Origin of the sequence: Humidesulfovibrio mexicanus (genome assembly GCF_900188225.1) — a bacterium.
Lineage (GTDB): Bacteria > Desulfobacterota > Desulfovibrionia > Desulfovibrionales > Desulfovibrionaceae > Humidesulfovibrio > Humidesulfovibrio mexicanus.
Map to the genome: position 1 here is coordinate 441331 of NZ_FZOC01000002.1, position 18122 is coordinate 459452.

An 18122-nucleotide genomic window follows, 5' to 3' on the forward strand; every position below is an offset into this window, starting at 1 on the left:
GGCTAGTCTTTGTTCAGCGGCAGACCGATGATGAAGGTGGCCCCGTGGCCTTCCTCGCTTTCCACCGTGATGCGTCCGCCCAGCTTCTGGACGATGCTGAAACTGATGGTGAGCCCAAGGCCCGTGCCCTCGCCCACCTTTTTGGTGGTGAAGAAGGGGTCGAATATCTTGTCGAGCTTTTCCTTGGGGATGCCGGGGCCGGAGTCCTTGATGGTGATGATGACCTCTTCGGGATCGTGCACGGCCATTGTGCGGATGTGGATATGCCCGTCCTTGCCGATGGCGTCGATGGCGTTGTCGATGATGTTCAAGAACACTTGCTGGAGTTGGGACGAGTCGCTGGCCACGAACGGCAGGTTCTTTTGGAAGCCGGTGTGGATCTCGATGCCGCGGTACCGCGCCTCGTTCTGCAGGAAGGTTATGGTCTGGTTGATGACCTCGTTGATGTTCACATCCTCGTGGATGGGGTCCATGCGCCGGGCGAAGCCCAAAAGTCGATGGGTCACATCCTTGGCGCGGGTGACGTGCTGTTCGATTTTGGCGAGCGCCCCTTCGTATTCCTTGAAATTCGGACTGGCCTTGATGTCCTCCTCGGCCAGCAGGTCGCGCATCCACCCCGCTTCTTCCTTGATGATGGCCAAGGGGTTGTTGATTTCGTGGGCCACGCCGGCGGCCATTTTGCCGAGGGACGCGAGCTTGCTCGACTGGGTGAGGCTGGCGTTCAGCGCGGCCTTTTCCCGTTCCGCTTGCATCAACTGCCCCAGGATGGTGTTGCTGGTGAGGATGGTGCCTCCGGCGATGAGCAAGAAGCCCCCGGCCAGCAGCAGCCAGACCATGGAGCGCGTACGCGCCAGCGGCATCAGCTCCTCTGAGGGGTCGTCGCGAATGGCGAGCAGCCAGTTCTTGTTTTCAAGCCAGGCCAAGCCGACGAGAAACGGCTTGCCGTCCACGTTGATGGACTCCGTGCGCACGCCGGAAAACTTGGGGAAGGATCCGAAGTCTACGCGTTGCAGCAGCTTTGGGCCAAAGCGAGGCTTTGACTGGAGCACATTGTCGGCATTGAGCAAAAAGGCGTCGCCGTTGGTGCCCAGTTGGTCGCTCTGCACAAGCGAGTCGAAGATGTCCGAGTCGATGGTGGCGCGCAGAATCCAGGTGCGGTCGCCCTCGCGGCGGCTGACGGCGATGATGAAGTGCGGATAATTGCGGCGGCCCAGAAACACGTCGCTGATGTAGAAGCCTTTGGCCGAGACCTGGTTGAACCAGTCCTCGTCCTTGTAATTGGCGGTGCGTATGGCCCGGTACGGGCCTGTGTAGACCACATGGTCGCCGTCCTGGTCGATGACGCCCAGGTCGATGTAGTACTTGCTGCGCGCCTGCATGAGGGTGAACACCCGCTCAAGCGTGCCTTCTTCCAGAAAGTATTGCAGCTTGTGCGTATAGGCGATGGCCATGAGCTGCGAGAGGCGCTCGTTCAGGAACAGGTCGATGGTGCGGCGCTTGTTTTCGGTAAGGTGGCTTAAGTGTTGCACCACCTTGCCAATGTGCGCGGATTCGAACTGGCGGAAGATGGCGTAGCCCAGGATGAGCAGCGGAATGAGCGAGAACCCCAGTGTGGTCAGGACCATCTTGATGCGCAGTTTCGTGTAGCCCGAACCTTCGATCATGCCTTCCACCCCGCTTTGCGCTGTGCGTGGGCTGGCGGTCGCGTCCGCACGGCCCGTCGAAACCCGCTTCCAGGGTGCATGATTACCCTCTGGGTGCGCGATATGCAAGGGGGAAACGCCAAAGCATGGCGCGCGAGCCCTTGTCTTGATAAGACAAATCTGCGATTGCTGAACCATGGCCGACCGACCCGGATTCTTTCGCCGGATTCTGCGGACCCTTTGCGGTGACGCGTGCGCTCCCCCCCCTGGCGAGGAGGAGCTGCGAACCCTGTTCGCCGCCCGTTCACAGGCCTTCATGCGCCTTCTGTCGGCCAACAACAAGGCGCTTGAGATCATGAGCGATCTTGAGGAGGCGCTCGGAGGATCGCGCATATTCGGCATGAGCTTCATTCGGGCAAACACTACCGCCGTTGGCGTCAACGTGTTCAAGCTCGTGCGGTCCCTCACCGAGTTGGAGCCCGGCCGCTACGAGCCGCTTTTCGACCGACTCGCGTCCATTCAAGCCGAGATTGACGCCATCCTTTCCCGCAAGGCCGGGCGGCAAGCCGCGCCCCTGGTCCTTGATGTGTCCCGCATCGACCGCCATGCCGCCGACCTTGTGGGCGGCAAGATGGCCAATCTCGCCGACATGCGCACCTCCCTTGGCCTGCCGGTTCCCGCGGGGTTCGTGGTCACGGCCGCAGGGTACGAGGCCTTCATGGCCGCAGGCGACCTGCAGGCCGAAATCAACGCCCGTCTGCAATCCCTGCCCGAAGACGCCGCACCGGGCGATGCCGAGGCTGTGGCCGCGCGGTTTCGCGTTTCCTCGGAAATCCGCCAGAGCATAATGGCCGCCCAGGTGCCGCCACCCCTGGCCGACGCCATTCGCGGGGCCTATGCCTGCCTGCGCGAGGAACTGGGCGGCGCAACGGTGAGGGTTTCGCTGCGCAGCAGCGCCCTGGGCGAGGATGCGGCCGGAACGACCTTTGCCGGGCAATTCAAGAGCATCCTGAATGTGCCCGAAGAAGGCCTGCTCGACGCCTACAAGGAGATCGTCGCCAGCAAGCACACTCTGCACGCCATCACCTACCGGCTGAACCGGGGCATCCGCGACGAGGATGTGGCCATGTGCGTGGGCTGCATGGAGCTGGTGGACGCCCGCGCAGGAGGGGTCATGTATTCGCGCAACCCGCTGGCCCCCCGCGATCCTGCCGTGGTCATCAACTCCGTATGGGGGCTGCCCACCGCCGTGGTGGACGGCACCACGCCAACCGATCTGTTCGTGGTCGAGCGCGTGTCCGGGGACGGTTTCGCCCTGCGCGAGCGCGAGATCAAGACCAAGGCCGAGCGGACCGTGCCGGACCAAGGCGAGGGCCTTCGGCGCGAGGTCCTGCCTGCCGAATTGGCGGCGGAGCCTTCGCTCACCGATGCGCAAGCCCTGGAGCTGGCTCGCTTTGCTGATGGATTGGAGCGCGCCTACGGGGGGCCGCAGGACATCGAGTGGGCTGTGGACCCGGCCGGGCGCGTGCAGTTGTTGCAGTGCCGTCCGCTTGCCTTGGCCGCCCCGGACGCGACCGGCATTCCAACGGGACGCGCCGTTCCTGGCGCCACGGAGCTTCTCGCCGGTGGAGCGGCCGCCTGCGCCGGAGCCGGGGCCGGGCCGGTATTCGTGGCGAGAAAAGAGATCGACGCCCTGCGCTTTCCCGACGGGGCCGTGCTTGTGGTTCCCATGGCCTTGCCGCGCTGGGCGGCGTTGTTGCCGCGCGCCGCAGCTCTTGTGGCGGAGCAGGGGGGCATCACCGGGCATCTGGCCAATGTCGCGCGCGAGTTCGGGGTGCCTGCGCTTTTTGATGTTCCTGGCGCGGCGGATGCGCTGTCCGAGGGCGTCGAGGTGACGGTGGACGCGTTGGGGCGACGCATCTATGCGGGCCGCGTGGATGCGTTGTTGTCCAAGCAGGCGCCGCGGGCGACGGTCATGGCGGGCAGCCCCGTGTTTGAATGCCTGCGCGAGGTTTCACGGCTTGTGCTGCCCTTGAACCTTACGGATCCTGAGTCGCCGGAGTTCCGGCCGGAAAACTGCTCCACCTACCACGACATCACCCGCTATGCCCACGAGATGAGCGTGCGCGACATGTTCGACTTCGGCGCGCGCAGCGGTCTGGCCAGCCAGGCCAGCAAGCAGCTGGCGTGCGAAGTGCCCATGCAGTGGTGGGTGGTCAACCTGGACGACGGTTTCACCGGCCCGGTGCCGGAACGGTTCGTCCACCTTGCCGACATCTCCAGCGCGCCCATGCTGGCCATCTGGGCGGGCATTTGCGCGGTGCCTTGGGCCGGGCCCCCGCCGGCAAGCGCGCGCGGCATGATGAACGTCTTCCTTGAAGCCACCATGAACCCCGAGCTGGCCGAAGGCGGACCGGGGGGATTCAGCGACCGCAACGTGTTCATGATCTCCAGCCGCTACGCCTGCCTGAGCTCGCGTTTCGGTTTCCATTTCACGACCATTGAATCCATGCTCACCGATGGCGACTTTGATTCCTACGCCGGATTCAAGTTCAGCGGCGGCGCGGCGGACGCGGGCCGCCGGGTGCTGCGCGCCGAGCTTATCGCCGATGTGCTGGAGCGGCACGGCTTTCACGCCAAGGTGCGCGGCGACAACCTTTTCGCCAAGGCGGAGAGCCGCGACCATGGCTTCATCCTCGACAGGCTGCGCATCCTTGGCTACCTGCTGGTGCACACGAGACAGTTGGACATGGCCATGGCCGACAGGGGAGCGGCCGATGCCATGCGCGACAAGTTGCTGTCCGACATCACGGCCATATTGGCGGTTCCCTTTCCCCTTCCGCAGGCGTGCCAGGGCTGGGCAAAAGCCGGGGGCAAGGCATGAGCGGACGGGTGCGGGTGCTCCATGTGCTCAAGTCCCTGGGGCTTGGCGGCACGGAGAAGGTCGCCCAGTCGTTTCTTGCGCATTTGGACAGGGACCGCTTCGAAACCGCCGTCCACAGCCCGGAGGACGGCCCCCGCGCCGCGCAGATCCGCCAGGGCGGCAGCGCCACCTTCGTGGGCATGGATCTTGGCCGTGCATTGTCCGTCTTTCGCCCGCAGGTGGTGCATCTGCACCGGGCGGGCTGGCCGGAACCGGAGTTCCTCCGCCCAGTGCGGGACTACGCAGCCAGGAACCCTGTCCTGGTGGTGGAGACCAATGTTTTCGGCCGACACGACCCCTCGCCTTCGGGGAGCGTCATCGACACGCACCTGTTCGTTTCGCATTTCTGCGCCGAGCGCTACGCCAGGCATACGGGCGTTGCTGTTTCCTGGCCCCGCTACGGGGTGCTCTACAACCCAGTGGACACGGATTTTTTCGCCGCCGCCCTGCCCGATGGACCGCAGCCTTCCGAGCCGGTCGTCGGCCGCATTTCCCGGGCCGATCCCGGCAAGTGGTCGCGTCTGGCCCTTGAGATTCTGCCCATCCTGGCGCGCGCAACGCCGGGGTTCCGCTACCGTGTGGTGGGCGGCGTCCCCGAGGCCATGTCCTTTGTGCGTGCGCACGGTCTTTCGCCCCATGTGGAGTTTCTGCCGCCGCTGTCCACGGACGCCGAGCTCGCCGGATTCTATGGAGGACTTGCCGTGCTGGCCCACGCCAACGACGCGGGTGAGAGCTTCGGACTGGTCATCGCCGAAGCCATGGCCTGCGGCCTGCCCGTGGTGACGCATCCAAGCCGCGAGGAGCGCGACAACGCGCAGGTGGAGCTTGTGGAGCACGGTGTCACCGGACTTGTGGCGGAAACCGCCGAGGAGTACGCGGCCTGCGTGCGACGTCTGCTTGAGAATTCCGCCGAGGCGCGCGCCATGGGTCTCGCCGGGCGGGATAAAGCCCGGCGGCTGTACCGCGCTCAGGACATCGCGGGCAGGCTTGGCGACCTGTACGAGGAGTTACTGGCGCGCAAGAGGGAGGGAGCATGAGCGTGGACGATCCGCTTTTCGAGTATGCGGCCGAGGTGCTCTCCTTCGGGTTTAAGGATGCTGCGGAGGCCGTTCCGCCCGATCAGGGCGCGCCGGACGCCATGGAGCGCATCATCGCCCGTTGCCTGGCGGCTTTTGCCCGTTCGGGCAGGAAGCACATGGCGTTGCTTGGACTGGGGTCGGGCTTCGTGGCCAAAGCCCTGGCCTCATCGCTGCCCCACGGGGCGCTGGTGGTGTGCGAACAGGACGTGGAATTGGCCAGAAGCCTGTCCCGGGCAGGTCGGCTTGGCTGGTGGCGGCGCGAAGGCGGGGCGCGGCTCGCCCTGGACGCCTCCCCCTGGGCGCTGCTGTTTTTGTTCGACCGTGCCGCAATCCGGCTCGATGACCTTTTTGTGCTGCCCAATCCTGAACTGGACCCGGCCCGCAAGGTCCGGCTGCGGACGCTGGAGACCCTGCTCTGCCGGTCACGGCTTTTGGGGCCGCCGCCGCAAGTCCCTGCGCCGCGTCTTTCGGTGGCCGCAATCGTTTCGCCAGCCGAGCCGGAACTCCAGTGCTTTTTCGCCCAGTTGCCGCCCTGGCTGCATGAGCTGGTTCTGGTCTGGGATGCGGAGCACCTGCCTTCCATGAATCTCCCGCGCGCGTTTCCCGTTTGGCAGACGGCCCGGCCCTTGGCCCGCGACTTCGCGGCCCAGCGCAACGCCATGCTTGCCGCCTGCACGGGAGACTGGGTGTTCAGCCTGGATGCTGACGAGCGGCTGTCGGATATTGATTGGGCGGCTTTGCCGCTTTTGTGTGCCTACCCAGACATTTGCGCTTGGCATCTGCCCCGCGTGACGGTCTACCCGACCCCGGGCCGCGCCCTTGCTGGGTATGGCCTTTGGCCGGACGTGCAGCTGCGCTTGTTCCGCCGCGCGCCTGGCCTGTCTTACGTCGGCTCGGTGCATGAGCGGCTTACCGGGCTTGCCGGGCGTCAGGCCGTGTCGCTGGACCTGGAGATTGAGCACTTGAGCCGCCTGCGCAAGGGGGAGGCGGAAATTCGCCGCAAGCTGGAGGGATTCGACGAGGCCGCTGCGGGAAGCGTGCGCCATACGCTGAGCGCGGAGTATCCGAGCGTGCCCCGTTCGCTGCTGACGTCGCATCGGACGATGCTGCCCAGGGGGCTCTTGCTTCCAGACGCGATGGCGTGAGTGCGCCGAAGCTTGCTTCCCTTGCGCGAAGCGTCTAGACTGTTTTTTCTACAGCAACGTCAACACCGGAAGGACCACGGATGCGGATTCTTTGCCCCTTGTGCGGGTTTGCACGGGAAGTGGACGAGAGCAAGATACCCCCGCGCGCCCAGATGGCCACCTGCCCCAAGTGCGCGCACAAGTTTCGCTTTCGTGTGGTGGATGATCTGGAGCCGGAGGCGGGCGCGCCCGGCGCCCCGCACGCTGGCCAAGCTGCCGCCGCGAGGCAGGGAGAGCAGGGCCTGGGGACGCCTGTCGATGCTCCCGCCGACCCCATGGCCGCCCAGCGCGCAGCCGCTGCCGCAGCCTGGAAGCGGTTGCAGGACAGCCGTCCGGGCAAATCTTTGGATGCCCCCGGAGCCGATGCGCTTCGGCCGGACCAGGATGACCAGGCCCAGGCGACGCCAGGGCCGGAATTCCCGGCTTCGCCGAAACGGGAGGGCGGCGTCGACACCACCGGAAGCTTTGGCCCTTCATCCGGCCCGGCCCCTGGCCCGGCATCGGAAGCTCCGTCCAGCCCGTCCTTTGGTCCAAGCGGCGCAGGCGGCCAGTCTTGGCCCGAACCCGGAGCGCCAAAATCAACGGGTTCGCCCGTGCCCTTCGAGGATCTCCCCCGCCATGGCTTTTTTTCCGGCCTGTGGGCAACCATACGGACATTGCTGACCAAGCCCGGAGAGTTCTTCCGCGCCATGCCCGTGGCCGACGGCATGGCCAAACCGCTCATCTTTCACGTGCTGCTGGCCGAGTTCATGGTGGCCTGCCAGTATGTCTGGAGCTTGGCGGGCATCGGAGCCACGGCCCAGTATATTGGCAGCCCAGAGCTTATGCAAATGGGGCTTGGAGCATCGGGAGCCGCGCCCGTGCTGCTCCTCGTCGTCTACCCGCTGTTGCTGGTGCTGCGGCTCATGCTCATGACCGGCGTGGTCCATTTGTTGCTGCGCCTGCTGCGTTCCGGCGGCGCCGGGGCCGAGGCCACCTTCCGCGTGCTGTGCTATTCCGCGGCGCCTCTGGCTTTGGGCATCTTCCCCGTCTTGGGGCCGCTGGTGGGCGGCATCTGGAGCATCGTCCTCACGATCCTCGGCCTCAAGGTTGTCCACCGCACCAGCATGGCCGCCTCCATGTTCGCCGTGTTCGTGCCCATCCTGCTGCTGCTGGCCGCGCTCGTCGGCCTGATGCAGGGCCTGGTTCAGGCGGGGTGAGGCCATGGGCGGCGAGCGCCGGGTGCTGCATTGGCTGGTGCGCACGTGGCGCGCGCTGTGCACGGCGCGCAGGGCCATGCGTGAGCAGAACCCCGGCGGGCTTCTGCGCCTTGCCGTCGAGGTGCGCACCCTGGCCGAGGCCGCCTGCCGCGTGTGTCCGCCGGAGCGCAAGCTGCAAGCGCGCATACGCGCAGTGCTTGAGGAGATGGACCGCCTGACGGCCATAGCCGCCACGCCTGAGTTCCGCCGTTTGGATCCTGGCCAGCGCCAGCAGTTGCGCAAAGGCCTTGTGCGCTCGCGTGAGCAGTTGCTGCGCGTCATGGGCCAGGTGCCCGTGCCCACCCGGACCCTGCAATAAGCTTCGGTACGCATCTTGCTTTCTGTCTGGCGGGGCCGGTGCGAGCGTCGGGAATCCGGCGCGCTCGGCCGCAAACATTGTCAGTATCTGGAGCCGCCATGAAGCAGATCGTCCGCGCTTTTTGCCTGGCCGCGCTGGCCGCGCTTGCCCTTGCGGCCTGCGCCCACGTGGAGCCGGGCGTCACGCAGCAGACCAAGGTCTACCGCGACGCACCGGTTGAGAAGTCGCGTCTGGCCGTCAACGTGCGGCCCAAGGCACGATTGACGGATTCGCCGCGTGTGCTCATGTATCCCTTCTGGATCGCCCAGAAAATGGACAACCACCTTTTGGTGGGGCGCGAAATGGCGCGCATCGTCCATCAGACCTGGACCGGGCTGGAGGTGTTTCCCACCCTGGCCTACGATTCGCAGCTAGTGTACCGTGGACCCGAGCAGGCCATCAACGTGGCCCGTGCCGCCGGGGCCGATCTCGTGGTCGTGGGCATCGTGCCCTACCTCATCACCGGCGGCTCGGTGGATTCCAGCGCCATCACCCTGCAAATTCGCATCTACGAGACCAAGGGCGGGGCGCTGCTGTTCTCCATGGACCAGAGCGCGCGCGTGAACGCCAAGCGCACCCAGGACTGGATTCTGTTCACCATCGAGACCAGGCTTTCGGATTCGCCCCTGGCTGAGGCCCTCGCTTCCATCGCCCAGGACATGGCCGTACCGCTCAAGTCGTGGGCCCCGCCCACGGACGAGGATCTCGGCTTCGTGGTCACCTCCCAGGCCATGACGCGCGCTATACTCGGCAGCGGCGCAGGCTCCGGCAGCGGCGGAGGTTCCGGTGGCGGCGGAGGTTCCGGTGGCGGCAGTTCGGCGGCCATGGGCGACGGCATTTCCGGCGGCGGTACGGATGGTTTGCGCCTCAAAATCGAGTTCGATTTCGACTCCGCGCGCATCCGCCCGGAATCGTACGGTTTGCTGAATGAGTTGGCCACGGCGCTCAAGTCCAAGGCCCTGCGCGGGCGCAAGGTCGTCATCTCCGGGCATTGCGACATCGTGGGCACCGAGGAGTACAACCAGAAGCTCAGCGAGCGCCGTGCCGCATCCGTGAAAGCGTATTTGGCGCAAAAGGGCGGCGTAGACCAAGCGGTCATGCGCACGGTCGGCTTTGGGAAAAGCAAGCCCCTTGTGCCCAATACAACGCCACAAAACAGGCAGAGGAATCGAAGGGTTGAGGTCCGTCTGGACGGGGATGGCTAGATTTCTTCTTTACCTTTCCGGCAAGGATTCCTATCAAGGGCGGCGCAGGCCGCCCTTTTTTCGGCTTTGCGCGCGGGCTCGATTGTGGTAGCAATCGCCCTTCGCGACACCAAACGTTTTCACGAACGAGGTTCACATGATCGGCATATCGAAGCTCTATTGCGGAGCCGTCGAGGCTTCCGACGCCCTGCGCTACAATCGGCAGTCCGGAAAACTGCCGTCGCACCTGCTGCAATTTTCGGCGGACAAAAAACCCGTCGTCGTTTGGAACATGACCAAGCGCTGCAACCTGAAATGCGTGCATTGCTACGCCCAAGCCGTGAACCCGGAAGGGACCGACGACATCTCGACGGACCAGGCCAAGGTCATCATCGACGATCTGGCCGCCTACGGGGCCCCGGTCATGCTGTTTTCCGGCGGCGAACCCCTGGTGCGCAAGGATCTGGTCGAGCTTGCCAGCTACGCGACCAGCAAGGGGATGCGCGCGGTCATCAGCACCAACGGCACGCTCATCACCAAGGAGAAGGCGCGCGAGCTCAAGCAGGTCGGCCTGTCCTACGTGGGCATCTCCATCGATGGCGGCGAGGAGATCCACGACAAGTTCCGCGCCGTTCCCGGCGCCTTCAAAAAGGCGTTGCAGGGCGTGGAAAACTGCATGGCCGAAGGGCTCAAGGTGGGCCTGCGCTTCACCATCAACAAGCGCAATCAGGTCGAAGTGCCCAAGGTCTTCGAGATTGTTCGCGAACTTGATGTGCCACGCATCTGCTTCTACCACTTGGTCTACTCCGGTCGCGGTTCGGAACTCATCAAGGAGGACCTGGACCACGCCGAGACCCGGGCCGTCGTGAACCTCATCATGGATGAAACGCGCAAGCTCTTTGACGAGGGACGCCCCAAGGAGGTGCTGACCGTGGACAACCACGCCGACGGCCCCCTGGTCTACTACCGTCTGCTCAAGGAGGACCCCAAGCGCGCGGCCGAGGTCATGGAGCTTTTGCAGATGAACGAGGGCAACAGCACCGGCCGCGGCATCGGCTGCATTTCCTGGGACGGCAAGGTCCATGCCGACCAGTTCTGGCGGCAGCACGTGTTCGGCAACGTCCTGGAGCGCCCCTTCAGCGAAATTTGGGACGACCCGAACATAGAACTGCTGGCTAAGCTGAAGGACAAGAAGCCATACGTGAAGGGCCGCTGCGCCGAATGCCGTTTCCTGAACATCTGCGGCGGCAATTTCCGCGCCAGGGCCGAGGCCTACTACGGGGACGTGTGGGCCCAGGATCCGGCCTGCTACCTCACCGACGACGAAATCAGGAAAGACTAGCCACCCTAGCGGAGGCCTCCGGCGCCGGGGGCCTCCGCAGTCTTCTTACCGGCCCGGACTCCCGCCGCCGTCTTATCAGGAGACTTCCGCCATGCTCGAATCCGACTTCCACCGCGGCCGCAGGCTCCGCATGAGCCCCGGCGTGCGCACGCTGGTGCGCGAGAACGAGATCCGCCCCGCGGACCTGGTGATGCCCTATTTTGTGGCCGAGACCGACGATCCCGGCTTCCGCAAGCCCATCGGCTCCATGCCGGGCCAGTTCCAGCTCTCCCTGGACCAGTTGGAGCAGCAGGTTGCGGGCGCTGTCGCGAACGGATTGAACAGCGTCCTGCTCTTCGGCATCCCCAAGGTGAAGGACGAGCTTGGCTCACAGGCCTACGCCGACGAGGGCATCGTGCAGGAGGCCGTGCGCCGTTTGAAGGACCGTTTCCCCGAGCTTGTGGTCATCACCGACGTCTGCCTGTGCGAGTACACGTCCCACGGGCATTGCGGCATCGTCCAGAAGGGCGGCGAGATCCTGAACGACCCCACCCTGGAGCTTTTGGCCAAGAGCGCGCTCTCCCACGTGCGCGCCGGGGCCGACATGGTGGCCCCCAGCGACATGATGGACGGCCGGGTTCTCGCCATCCGCGAGGCCCTGGACGATGGCGGCTTCGTCTCCGCGCCCATCATGAGCTACGCGGTGAAGTACGCCTCGGCCTTCTACGGGCCTTTCCGCGAGGCGGCGGAGAGCACGCCCACGTTCGGCGACCGCAAGACCCATCAGATGGATCCGGCCAACAGCCGCGAGGCCCTGCGCGAGGCCGCCGCCGACCTGGACGAGGGGGCGGACATCCTCATGGTCAAACCCGGCTTGCCGTATCTCGACGTCATCCGCCAGTTGCGCGACAGTTTCGAGGCGCCCATCGCCGCGTACAACGTGTCCGGCGAGTACAGCATGGTCAAGGCCGCGGCGCAGAACGGCTGGGTGGACGAGGAGCGCATGGTCATGGAGATCATGACTTCCTTCAAGCGCGCCGGGACAGACATCATCATCACCTACCACGCGGAAGACGTTCTGCGCTGGCTGAACAGGTAGGGTTTCATGAGCGAGCAGATGAACGGACATCCCGGCGGCCACCCTTCCTCCATGCGCCCCGGTCATCCCACAGGGCACCCCGGCAGCGTGGGCAAGCATCCCGGCGAGCAGCCCATAGGCCCCGCCGTGGACGGAACCCCTCCCTTGCGCCTCATCGCCTGGGAGGTGACCCGCTCCTGCAATTTGGCCTGCAAGCACTGCCGCGCCGAGGCCCACCCCGAGCCCTACGAGGGCGAGTTGTCCACCGCGGAGGCCAAGGCCCTCATCGACACCTTCCCTGACGCAGGCAGCCCCATCATCATTTTCACCGGTGGCGAGCCCTTCATGCGGCACGACATCTTCGAGCTCATCCCCTACGCCAAGAGCAAGGGCCTCCGGTGCGTCATGGCGCCCAACGGCACGTTGCTCACGGCGGAGAATGCCGCAAAAATCAAGAAACTCGGCATCGAGCGCTGTTCCATCTCCATCGATGCCCCGGACGCCGCCGGGCACGACGAGTTCCGTGGCGTCAAAGGCGCCTTCGCGTCCTCCATGAAGGGCATCGAGCATCTGAAGGCCGTTGGCCTGGAATTCCAGATCAACACCACCGTGACCAAGGACAATCTGCACCAGTTCAAGGATATCTTTCATCTGGCGGAGCGGCTCGGGGCCTCGGCCTGGCATATCTTCCTGCTCGTGCCCACGGGCCGCGCGGCGGAACTTGGCGCGCAGGTCATCAACGCCGCCGAATACGAGGAAGTGCTCAACTGGTTCTACGACTTCCGCAAGACCACGAACATGCAGCTCAAGGCTACCTGCGCGCCGCATTACCACCGCATTTTGCGGCAGCGGGCCAAGGCGGAGGGCGTTCCGGTCAATTTCGAGACCTTCGGGCTGGACGCGGTTTCGCGCGGGTGCCTGGGCGGGGTGGGGTTCTGCTTCATCTCGCACTCGGGCATCGTGCAGCCCTGCGGCTATCTGGATCTGCCCTGCGGCGACGTGCGCAAGACGCCCTTTCCGGAGATATGGCGCTCCAGCCCGGAATTCCTGAACCTGCGCAACCCCAAGATGTATGAGGGCAAGTGCGGCGTGTGCGAGTACGAGAAGGTCTGCGGCGGCTGCCGCGCGCGCGCGGCCACCATGCGCGGCGGCTATCTGCGCGAGGAACCGCTGTGTTCCTACACCCCTGCGAGGCTGGCCAAGAAGGGCCAGGAGGGCTGATGGACGCCTACGACAAGGAGATCCTGGACATCATCCAGTCGAACTTCCCCCTGGACCCAAGGCCCTACGCCGTGGTGGGCGAAGCCGTCGGCCTCACCGAGGCCGAGGTTCTCGCCCGGGTGCGCAGGCTGAAAGGGGAGGGGGTGATCCGCCGCATGGGGGCCAATTTCGGCTCGCGCCAGCTGGGCTGGAAAAGCACCCTCTGCGGGGCCGAGGTGCCCCAGGACAAGCTTGACGCCTTCGTGGCCGAAGTGAACCGCCACCCCGGCGTGACGCACAATTATTTGCGCGATCACCGGTTCAACGTCTGGTTCGCCCTCATCGCCCCTTCCAGCGAGGCCGTGGAGGATACCCTGGCCGATATAACGGACAAGACCGGGGTGGCGATCATGAACCTGCCCGCCAGCAAGCTTTTCAAGATCAAGGTGGACTTCGCCATGGGCGAGGCCGCCGAATAGACGCCAAGGAGACGCCATGATTCTTTCGCCCTCGCTGCTTTCCGCAGACTTCGCCCGCCTGGCCGACGAACTGGCCGCGCTCAAGGCCGCCGGGGTCCAGTGGGCGCACCTGGATGTCATGGATGGCTCGTTCGTGCCCAACATCACCTATGGTCCGCCGGTCATCGCCGCCATGCGCAAGACCAGCGACCTGTTCTTCGACTGCCACCTCATGATCGACGAGCCCGGCCGCTATGTCGATGACTTCGCCAAGGCCGGTGCGGACCTCATCTGCGTGCATGTCGAGGCCACCAACCACCTTGAGCGCACCTGCGCGGCCATCGCGCAGGCCGGGTGCAAGCCCGCCGTGGCCCTCAACCCGGCCACGCCCCTTGAGGCCGTGCGCTACCTGTTGCCGCAGCTGCACATGGTCCTTGTCATGAGCGTGAACCCGGGCTTCGGCGGACAGGCGTTCATTCCCTTTTGCCTGGACAAGGTGCGCGAACTCAAGAATATGATCATCCAGGCCGGAGCCTCCACGCTCATCCAGGTGGATGGCGGCGTGACCCTGGACAACTGCGCGGAGCTTGTCGCCGCCGGAGCCGATGTGCTGGTGTCCGGTTCGGCCTTCTTCGGGCACCCGCCCTACGACCGGCGGCTGCGCCAGTTCATGGAGCGCTGCGGCGGCTGAACCTGCTCACATCCCTTGCTTTTGGTTGCCAAAAATATTGGCTGTGGCTATGGTGTTATCATGTTGTCGGAATTCTTCCGGCACGTGGAACGCACCGGAGCCCCCATGCTGCGACCTCTCGCACGCTTCTTCGCCTGTCTCGTTTTTGTCGGCCTGGCCGTGGCGGCCGCGCCGCATGGGGCGTTTTGTCAGGAGCGCCTGGGGGTGGTGCTCCTGCACGACAAGAACGAACACCCGGAAAAGCAGCTGGATGAGCTGGAACGGCAGTTGCGCAACACCGGGTTCAGCGTGCTGGTTCCGGAGATGCCCTGGTCCAGACGTCGTGGCTTTGACGCCACCTATCAGCAGGCGCTGCTGGAGATCGGCTTGGCGGTGGAGGAACTGCGCCTTGGCGGGGCCACCCAAGTGGCCCTGGTCGGCCATGGCCTGGGAGCCAACGCCGCCCTGGGCTATGCGGCCAGCCGCGGCGGGGTGTGCGGCCTCGTGGCCCTGGCTCCGTCGCACGATCCGGAGCGACACCGCGAAGTGTTCTTGCCCGATGTGCGCAAGGCACGGAATTTGTTGAGCACCAACGGCCGCACGGCCCGTTCGCTCTTTACGGACATCGCCCAGGACAAGGACTACGACCTTTCCACTACCGCGGAAGTGTATCTAAGCTTCAACGACCCCGATGGCGCGGCGGTGATGCCGCGTTCCTGCGCCGCCTTGAAAAGTCCGCTGCCGTTGTTGTGGGTGGTGGGATTGGGGGATCCCCTGCGCCACCTGGGCCGTGCCTATGCTTTCTCCAAGGCTCCTGCGCACCGCATGAGCCGGTATGAGGAGGTGGAGGCCGACCATGCCGGTGTGCCGAAAAAAGCCTCGCGCCTGACCGCCGAGTGGCTGCGCGACATGGTTTGCGCTCCGGCGTGTCCCTAGCCGCAATCCGTGGCTGTCACGACTGGATGATATGGGCGGGGTCGCTGTAGATCCAGAAGCTGTCTTCCTTGATGTTGCCGATGAGCGTTATGCCGATGGAGCGCGCCAACTCCACCGAAAAACTGGTGGCCACGGCGGTGGACGCCAGGAGCGGCGTCCCAATGCGCACGGTCTTGAGCAGAATTTCCGAAGCCACCCGTCCTGTGGAGACGATCATCTTGTCCGCCGTGGGAATCCCCTCCAAAAAGCATTCGCCAACGATCATGTCGATGGCGTTGTGCCGCCCGATGTCCTCGCGGAAGAGCAACATGCGTTCGGCCATGCACAACGACGAATTGTGGCAGCCGCGCGTGCGGGCGTACAGGGTGCTGCGCCGCTTGAGCTCCGTTGCAAGGGCCAGGATCTGCGCCGGAGTCACCTTGAGGTCCGAGGTGACCCTTCGCCTGGAGATGGTGGCCACGTTGCGGTCGAAGTTGGTTCCCTTGCCGCAGCCGCTGGTGATGGAGCGCTGGATGGTGCGGCCGTCTGCCCACGGGTCGTGGCGTACGGACACCCTGGCCGTGATGCGCGCTCCCTCGTCCTGAACGTCCACAGCAAGCAATTGAGAGGGATCGGAAATGAGCGCATCGCTTTTGAGGAACCCCACCGCCAGATGTCGCGGGTATTTCCCTGTACACAAAAGCGTCACGACTTCGCGGTCGTTCAGATAGATGGTGAGGGGCACCTCGCGGATGGCCTCAATGGTCATGCGCCTGTCTCCGCTGGCCCTGCATTCCGTAATTTCGTACATGAGTCCGTCGGTCATGGTCGGTCCTGCCTGAGGAAAGTGGGGGCGTTTCAGCCTGGTGGGCCATGCAGATTGGTACATGCAAACGGACAGCCGCGCCAGGGGGGGCGGCTGCTGCGCACATTCTTTTTTTGCAGGCATGTGAGTGGTCCGATCATTGCTTCGCAGGTGAGGGCGGCGGGACGCCTCGCCGGTGGAACTGCCAGCTGCAACACGCCGGAAATGCGCGCCATTGCCATGCCCGTTGCGCTGATTTATAGCTGGATGCATGGGCTTTGCCGATGCGAATCGTGACAAGGGGGACCGGATGCGTCCAGTGATGCGACTTATTTTTGCGCTTTGCGCCATGTTTTTGCTCAGTGCGCCCGCACATGCGGCCGAGGGCCGCCATGCCCTGGTCATCGGCAACTCCGCCTATGACCGCAAGCCCCTCAAAAATCCCGTCAACGATGCCCGCGACATGGCCGCCGCGTTGGAACGCCTGGGCTTTGACGTGTTGCTCAGAACGGACGTTGGCCAACGGAACATGGAGGAGGCCATCCGAGACTTCGGCGTCAAGCTCAAAGGGGGCGGGGTCGGCATATTCTATTATGCCGGCCACGGCATCCAGGTGAATGGCGCCAACTATCTCGTGCCCATCGGGGCGCGCCTGGCCAGCGAATCCGATGCGCGTTACGAGTGCGTGGACGCGGGACGCGTGCTGGGCAAGATGGAGGACGCGGGCAACGAACTGAACATCGTCATCCTGGACGCCTGCCGCAACAATCCCTTCGCCAGCAGCTTCCGGTCGGCGGACCAGGGCTTGGCCCGCATGGACGCGCCCACGGGGTCGCTTGTGGCCTACGCCACGGCTCCGAACTCGGTGGCCTCGGACGGGGGCGGCAGAAACGGCCTGTACACCAAGCACCTGCTCAAGAATCTCAACACGCCCGGAGTGCCGATCGAGGAAGTGTTCAAGCGCGTGCGCATCGGCGTCATGGGGGAAACGGGGAAGAAGCAGGTGCCCTGGGAGTCCTCGTCATTGGCGGGGTACTTTTACCTTGCAGGTGGGCAGCCCCAGGGACAGGCGGCCGTGGCGGCAAGTCAGCTTGCCGCGGCCCAGGCGGAGCGGCAACGCCAGGCGCAGGACGCCAGGCTCAAGGAGTACATCGCCGGGCTTGAGGCCGAAAAGCGCAAGGTTGAGCAGGAGAAGGCGGAGCTTTTGCGCCGCAGGCAGCAACTGGACGCGGAGGCCGCACAGCGGCTCAAGCAGGCTCAGGCCCCGCAGGAGGCGCGTCTGCGTGAGCAACTCGCCATTCTGGAAGCCGAACGCCGCAAGTTGGAGCAGGAACGCCAAGCGTTGACCGAGGCGCGGGCCAAGGTGGAGAAGGGCGCGCTTTCCGCAAGCACGGCGCATGGCGCTGTTCCGGATAGCCCGCCTCTTGCGGCGGTAGCCTCCCGGCCTGGGAAATCCGGAATTGCTGTTTCGCCGTCCGCCGTATCGGATTCACGGCCTGTGGTGGAGGACCGCGCCGCCATACTTGCCCGGCTGGCCGGGACGTGGCGGCTGGAGACCGAGGACGGCCTTTCCTTGCCATTGCTGGTGCTTCGTCCCGGAGGTGATACCCTCTATGGCGATGTGAAGGCCGGAGGCGCATCTCCCGCCTCGGACATGCGGTTGACGGGTCTGGCCATGCAGGACGGCAATCTGCATGTGCGCCTGAGCGAGGAAGTCCGGGTCCAGCGGGCTGAGGATGTCTTGCGTTTTATCGGCAAGCGGTTTGGCGGCGTTCCGGCAGAGCGCGTGGTGGAGTGCGTCGGTTACCTGCGTGTGGCAGGAAAAGATGGGATTCCGTTGTTTTGCGAATGTGCGGAGAAAGGCGCGCGTGAGCCTGGGCGACGCATTCCCGGCCGCATGGTGCGGGTCGCCGGAGTGCGTTAGAATATTCTGTTGAAATCATCCCTGGGCGGCATATGAGCCTGGTCGTGGCGGAGTAGAGACCGACCAGGAGCCTCCCAGACGTGACGGGCCAAGAAAGCAAAAGCCCCCTCGCCGGGAAGGGGGCTGTGCAGCATGTCGGAAT

15 protein-coding genes are annotated in these 18122 nt (G+C 64.9%); 13 read left to right on the forward strand and 2 right to left on the reverse strand.

What is annotated here, in order from left to right:
- Window positions 1–2: 2 nt before the first annotated feature.
- Window positions 3–1664, reverse strand: a complete 1662-nt coding sequence (locus CHB73_RS05770; RefSeq protein WP_089273016.1) for a sensor histidine kinase — start codon at window positions 1662–1664, stop codon at window positions 3–5.
- Window positions 1665–1959: 295 nt separating this feature from the next.
- Between CHB73_RS05770 and CHB73_RS05775 the strand changes: the two genes are divergently transcribed.
- The 12 genes from CHB73_RS05775 (at window position 1960) to CHB73_RS05830 (ending at window position 15272) form a co-directional block, all read left to right on the forward strand.
- Entirely contained in the window at window positions 1960–4527 is a 2568-nt protein-coding gene (locus CHB73_RS05775; protein WP_179216915.1) for a PEP/pyruvate-binding domain-containing protein, read from the forward strand.
- A complete protein-coding gene (locus CHB73_RS05780; protein ID WP_089273020.1) occupies window positions 4524–5603 on the forward strand; it encodes a glycosyltransferase family 4 protein in 1080 nt (359 codons plus the stop codon). Before CHB73_RS05775 ends, CHB73_RS05780 begins: the two co-directional genes overlap by 4 nt.
- Window positions 5600–6790, forward strand: coding sequence for a glycosyltransferase family protein (locus tag CHB73_RS05785; RefSeq protein WP_089273022.1), 1191 nt, complete (start codon window positions 5600–5602; stop codon window positions 6788–6790). Before CHB73_RS05780 ends, CHB73_RS05785 begins: the two co-directional genes overlap by 4 nt.
- A gap of 119 nt (window positions 6791–6909) precedes the next feature.
- A complete protein-coding gene (locus CHB73_RS05790) occupies window positions 6910–8028 on the forward strand; it encodes a YIP1 family protein (RefSeq protein ID WP_179216916.1) in 1119 nt (372 codons plus the stop codon).
- A 4-nt stretch (window positions 8029–8032) separates the two neighbouring features.
- On the forward strand, window positions 8033–8386 hold the full coding sequence (locus CHB73_RS05795; RefSeq protein WP_089273024.1) for a hypothetical protein: 354 nt from the start codon (window positions 8033–8035) through the stop codon (window positions 8384–8386).
- Between the two features lie 98 nt (window positions 8387–8484).
- A complete protein-coding gene (locus CHB73_RS05800; RefSeq protein ID WP_089273026.1) occupies window positions 8485–9630 on the forward strand; it encodes an OmpA family protein in 1146 nt (381 codons plus the stop codon).
- Window positions 9631–9766: 136 nt separating this feature from the next.
- Window positions 9767–10951 carry a 12,18-didecarboxysiroheme deacetylase gene (ahbC, locus tag CHB73_RS05805; protein ID WP_089273028.1) on the forward strand — a complete coding sequence of 395 codons (1185 nt, stop codon included), beginning with the start codon at window positions 9767–9769 and terminating at the stop codon, window positions 10949–10951.
- 91 nt (window positions 10952–11042) lie between these two features.
- The gene (gene hemB / locus CHB73_RS05810; RefSeq protein ID WP_089273030.1) at window positions 11043–12029 is read left to right on the forward strand and encodes a porphobilinogen synthase; all 987 of its coding nucleotides are present in this window, start codon (window positions 11043–11045) and stop codon (window positions 12027–12029) included.
- Between the two features lie 6 nt (window positions 12030–12035).
- Complete coding sequence (gene ahbD / locus CHB73_RS05815; RefSeq protein ID WP_089273032.1) at window positions 12036–13229, forward strand: heme b synthase; 1194 nt, start codon at window positions 12036–12038, stop codon at window positions 13227–13229.
- Window positions 13229–13687, forward strand: coding sequence for a siroheme decarboxylase subunit alpha (gene ahbA / locus CHB73_RS05820; protein WP_089273034.1), 459 nt, complete (start codon window positions 13229–13231; stop codon window positions 13685–13687). The genes ahbD and ahbA overlap by 1 nt, the downstream gene beginning before the upstream one ends.
- Before the next feature lie 16 nt (window positions 13688–13703).
- Complete coding sequence (gene rpe, locus CHB73_RS05825) at window positions 13704–14357, forward strand: ribulose-phosphate 3-epimerase (RefSeq protein ID WP_089273036.1); 654 nt, start codon at window positions 13704–13706, stop codon at window positions 14355–14357.
- Between the two features lie 60 nt (window positions 14358–14417).
- Window positions 14418–15272 (forward strand): alpha/beta hydrolase, encoded by an 855-nt coding sequence (locus CHB73_RS05830; RefSeq protein ID WP_089273038.1) that lies wholly within the window; start codon window positions 14418–14420, stop codon window positions 15270–15272.
- Between the two features lie 16 nt (window positions 15273–15288).
- On the opposite strand, the gene fdhD is transcribed toward CHB73_RS05830, so the two are convergent.
- On the reverse strand, window positions 15289–16077 hold the full coding sequence (fdhD, locus tag CHB73_RS05835) for a formate dehydrogenase accessory sulfurtransferase FdhD (RefSeq protein WP_089273040.1): 789 nt from the start codon (window positions 16075–16077) through the stop codon (window positions 15289–15291).
- A 301-nt stretch (window positions 16078–16378) separates the two neighbouring features.
- Between fdhD and CHB73_RS05840 the strand changes: the two genes are divergently transcribed.
- Window positions 16379–17980: a caspase family protein gene (locus tag CHB73_RS05840; protein ID WP_179216917.1), complete on the forward strand. Its 1602-nt coding sequence runs from the start codon at window positions 16379–16381 to the stop codon at window positions 17978–17980.
- Window positions 17981–18122: the final 142 nt, after the last annotated feature.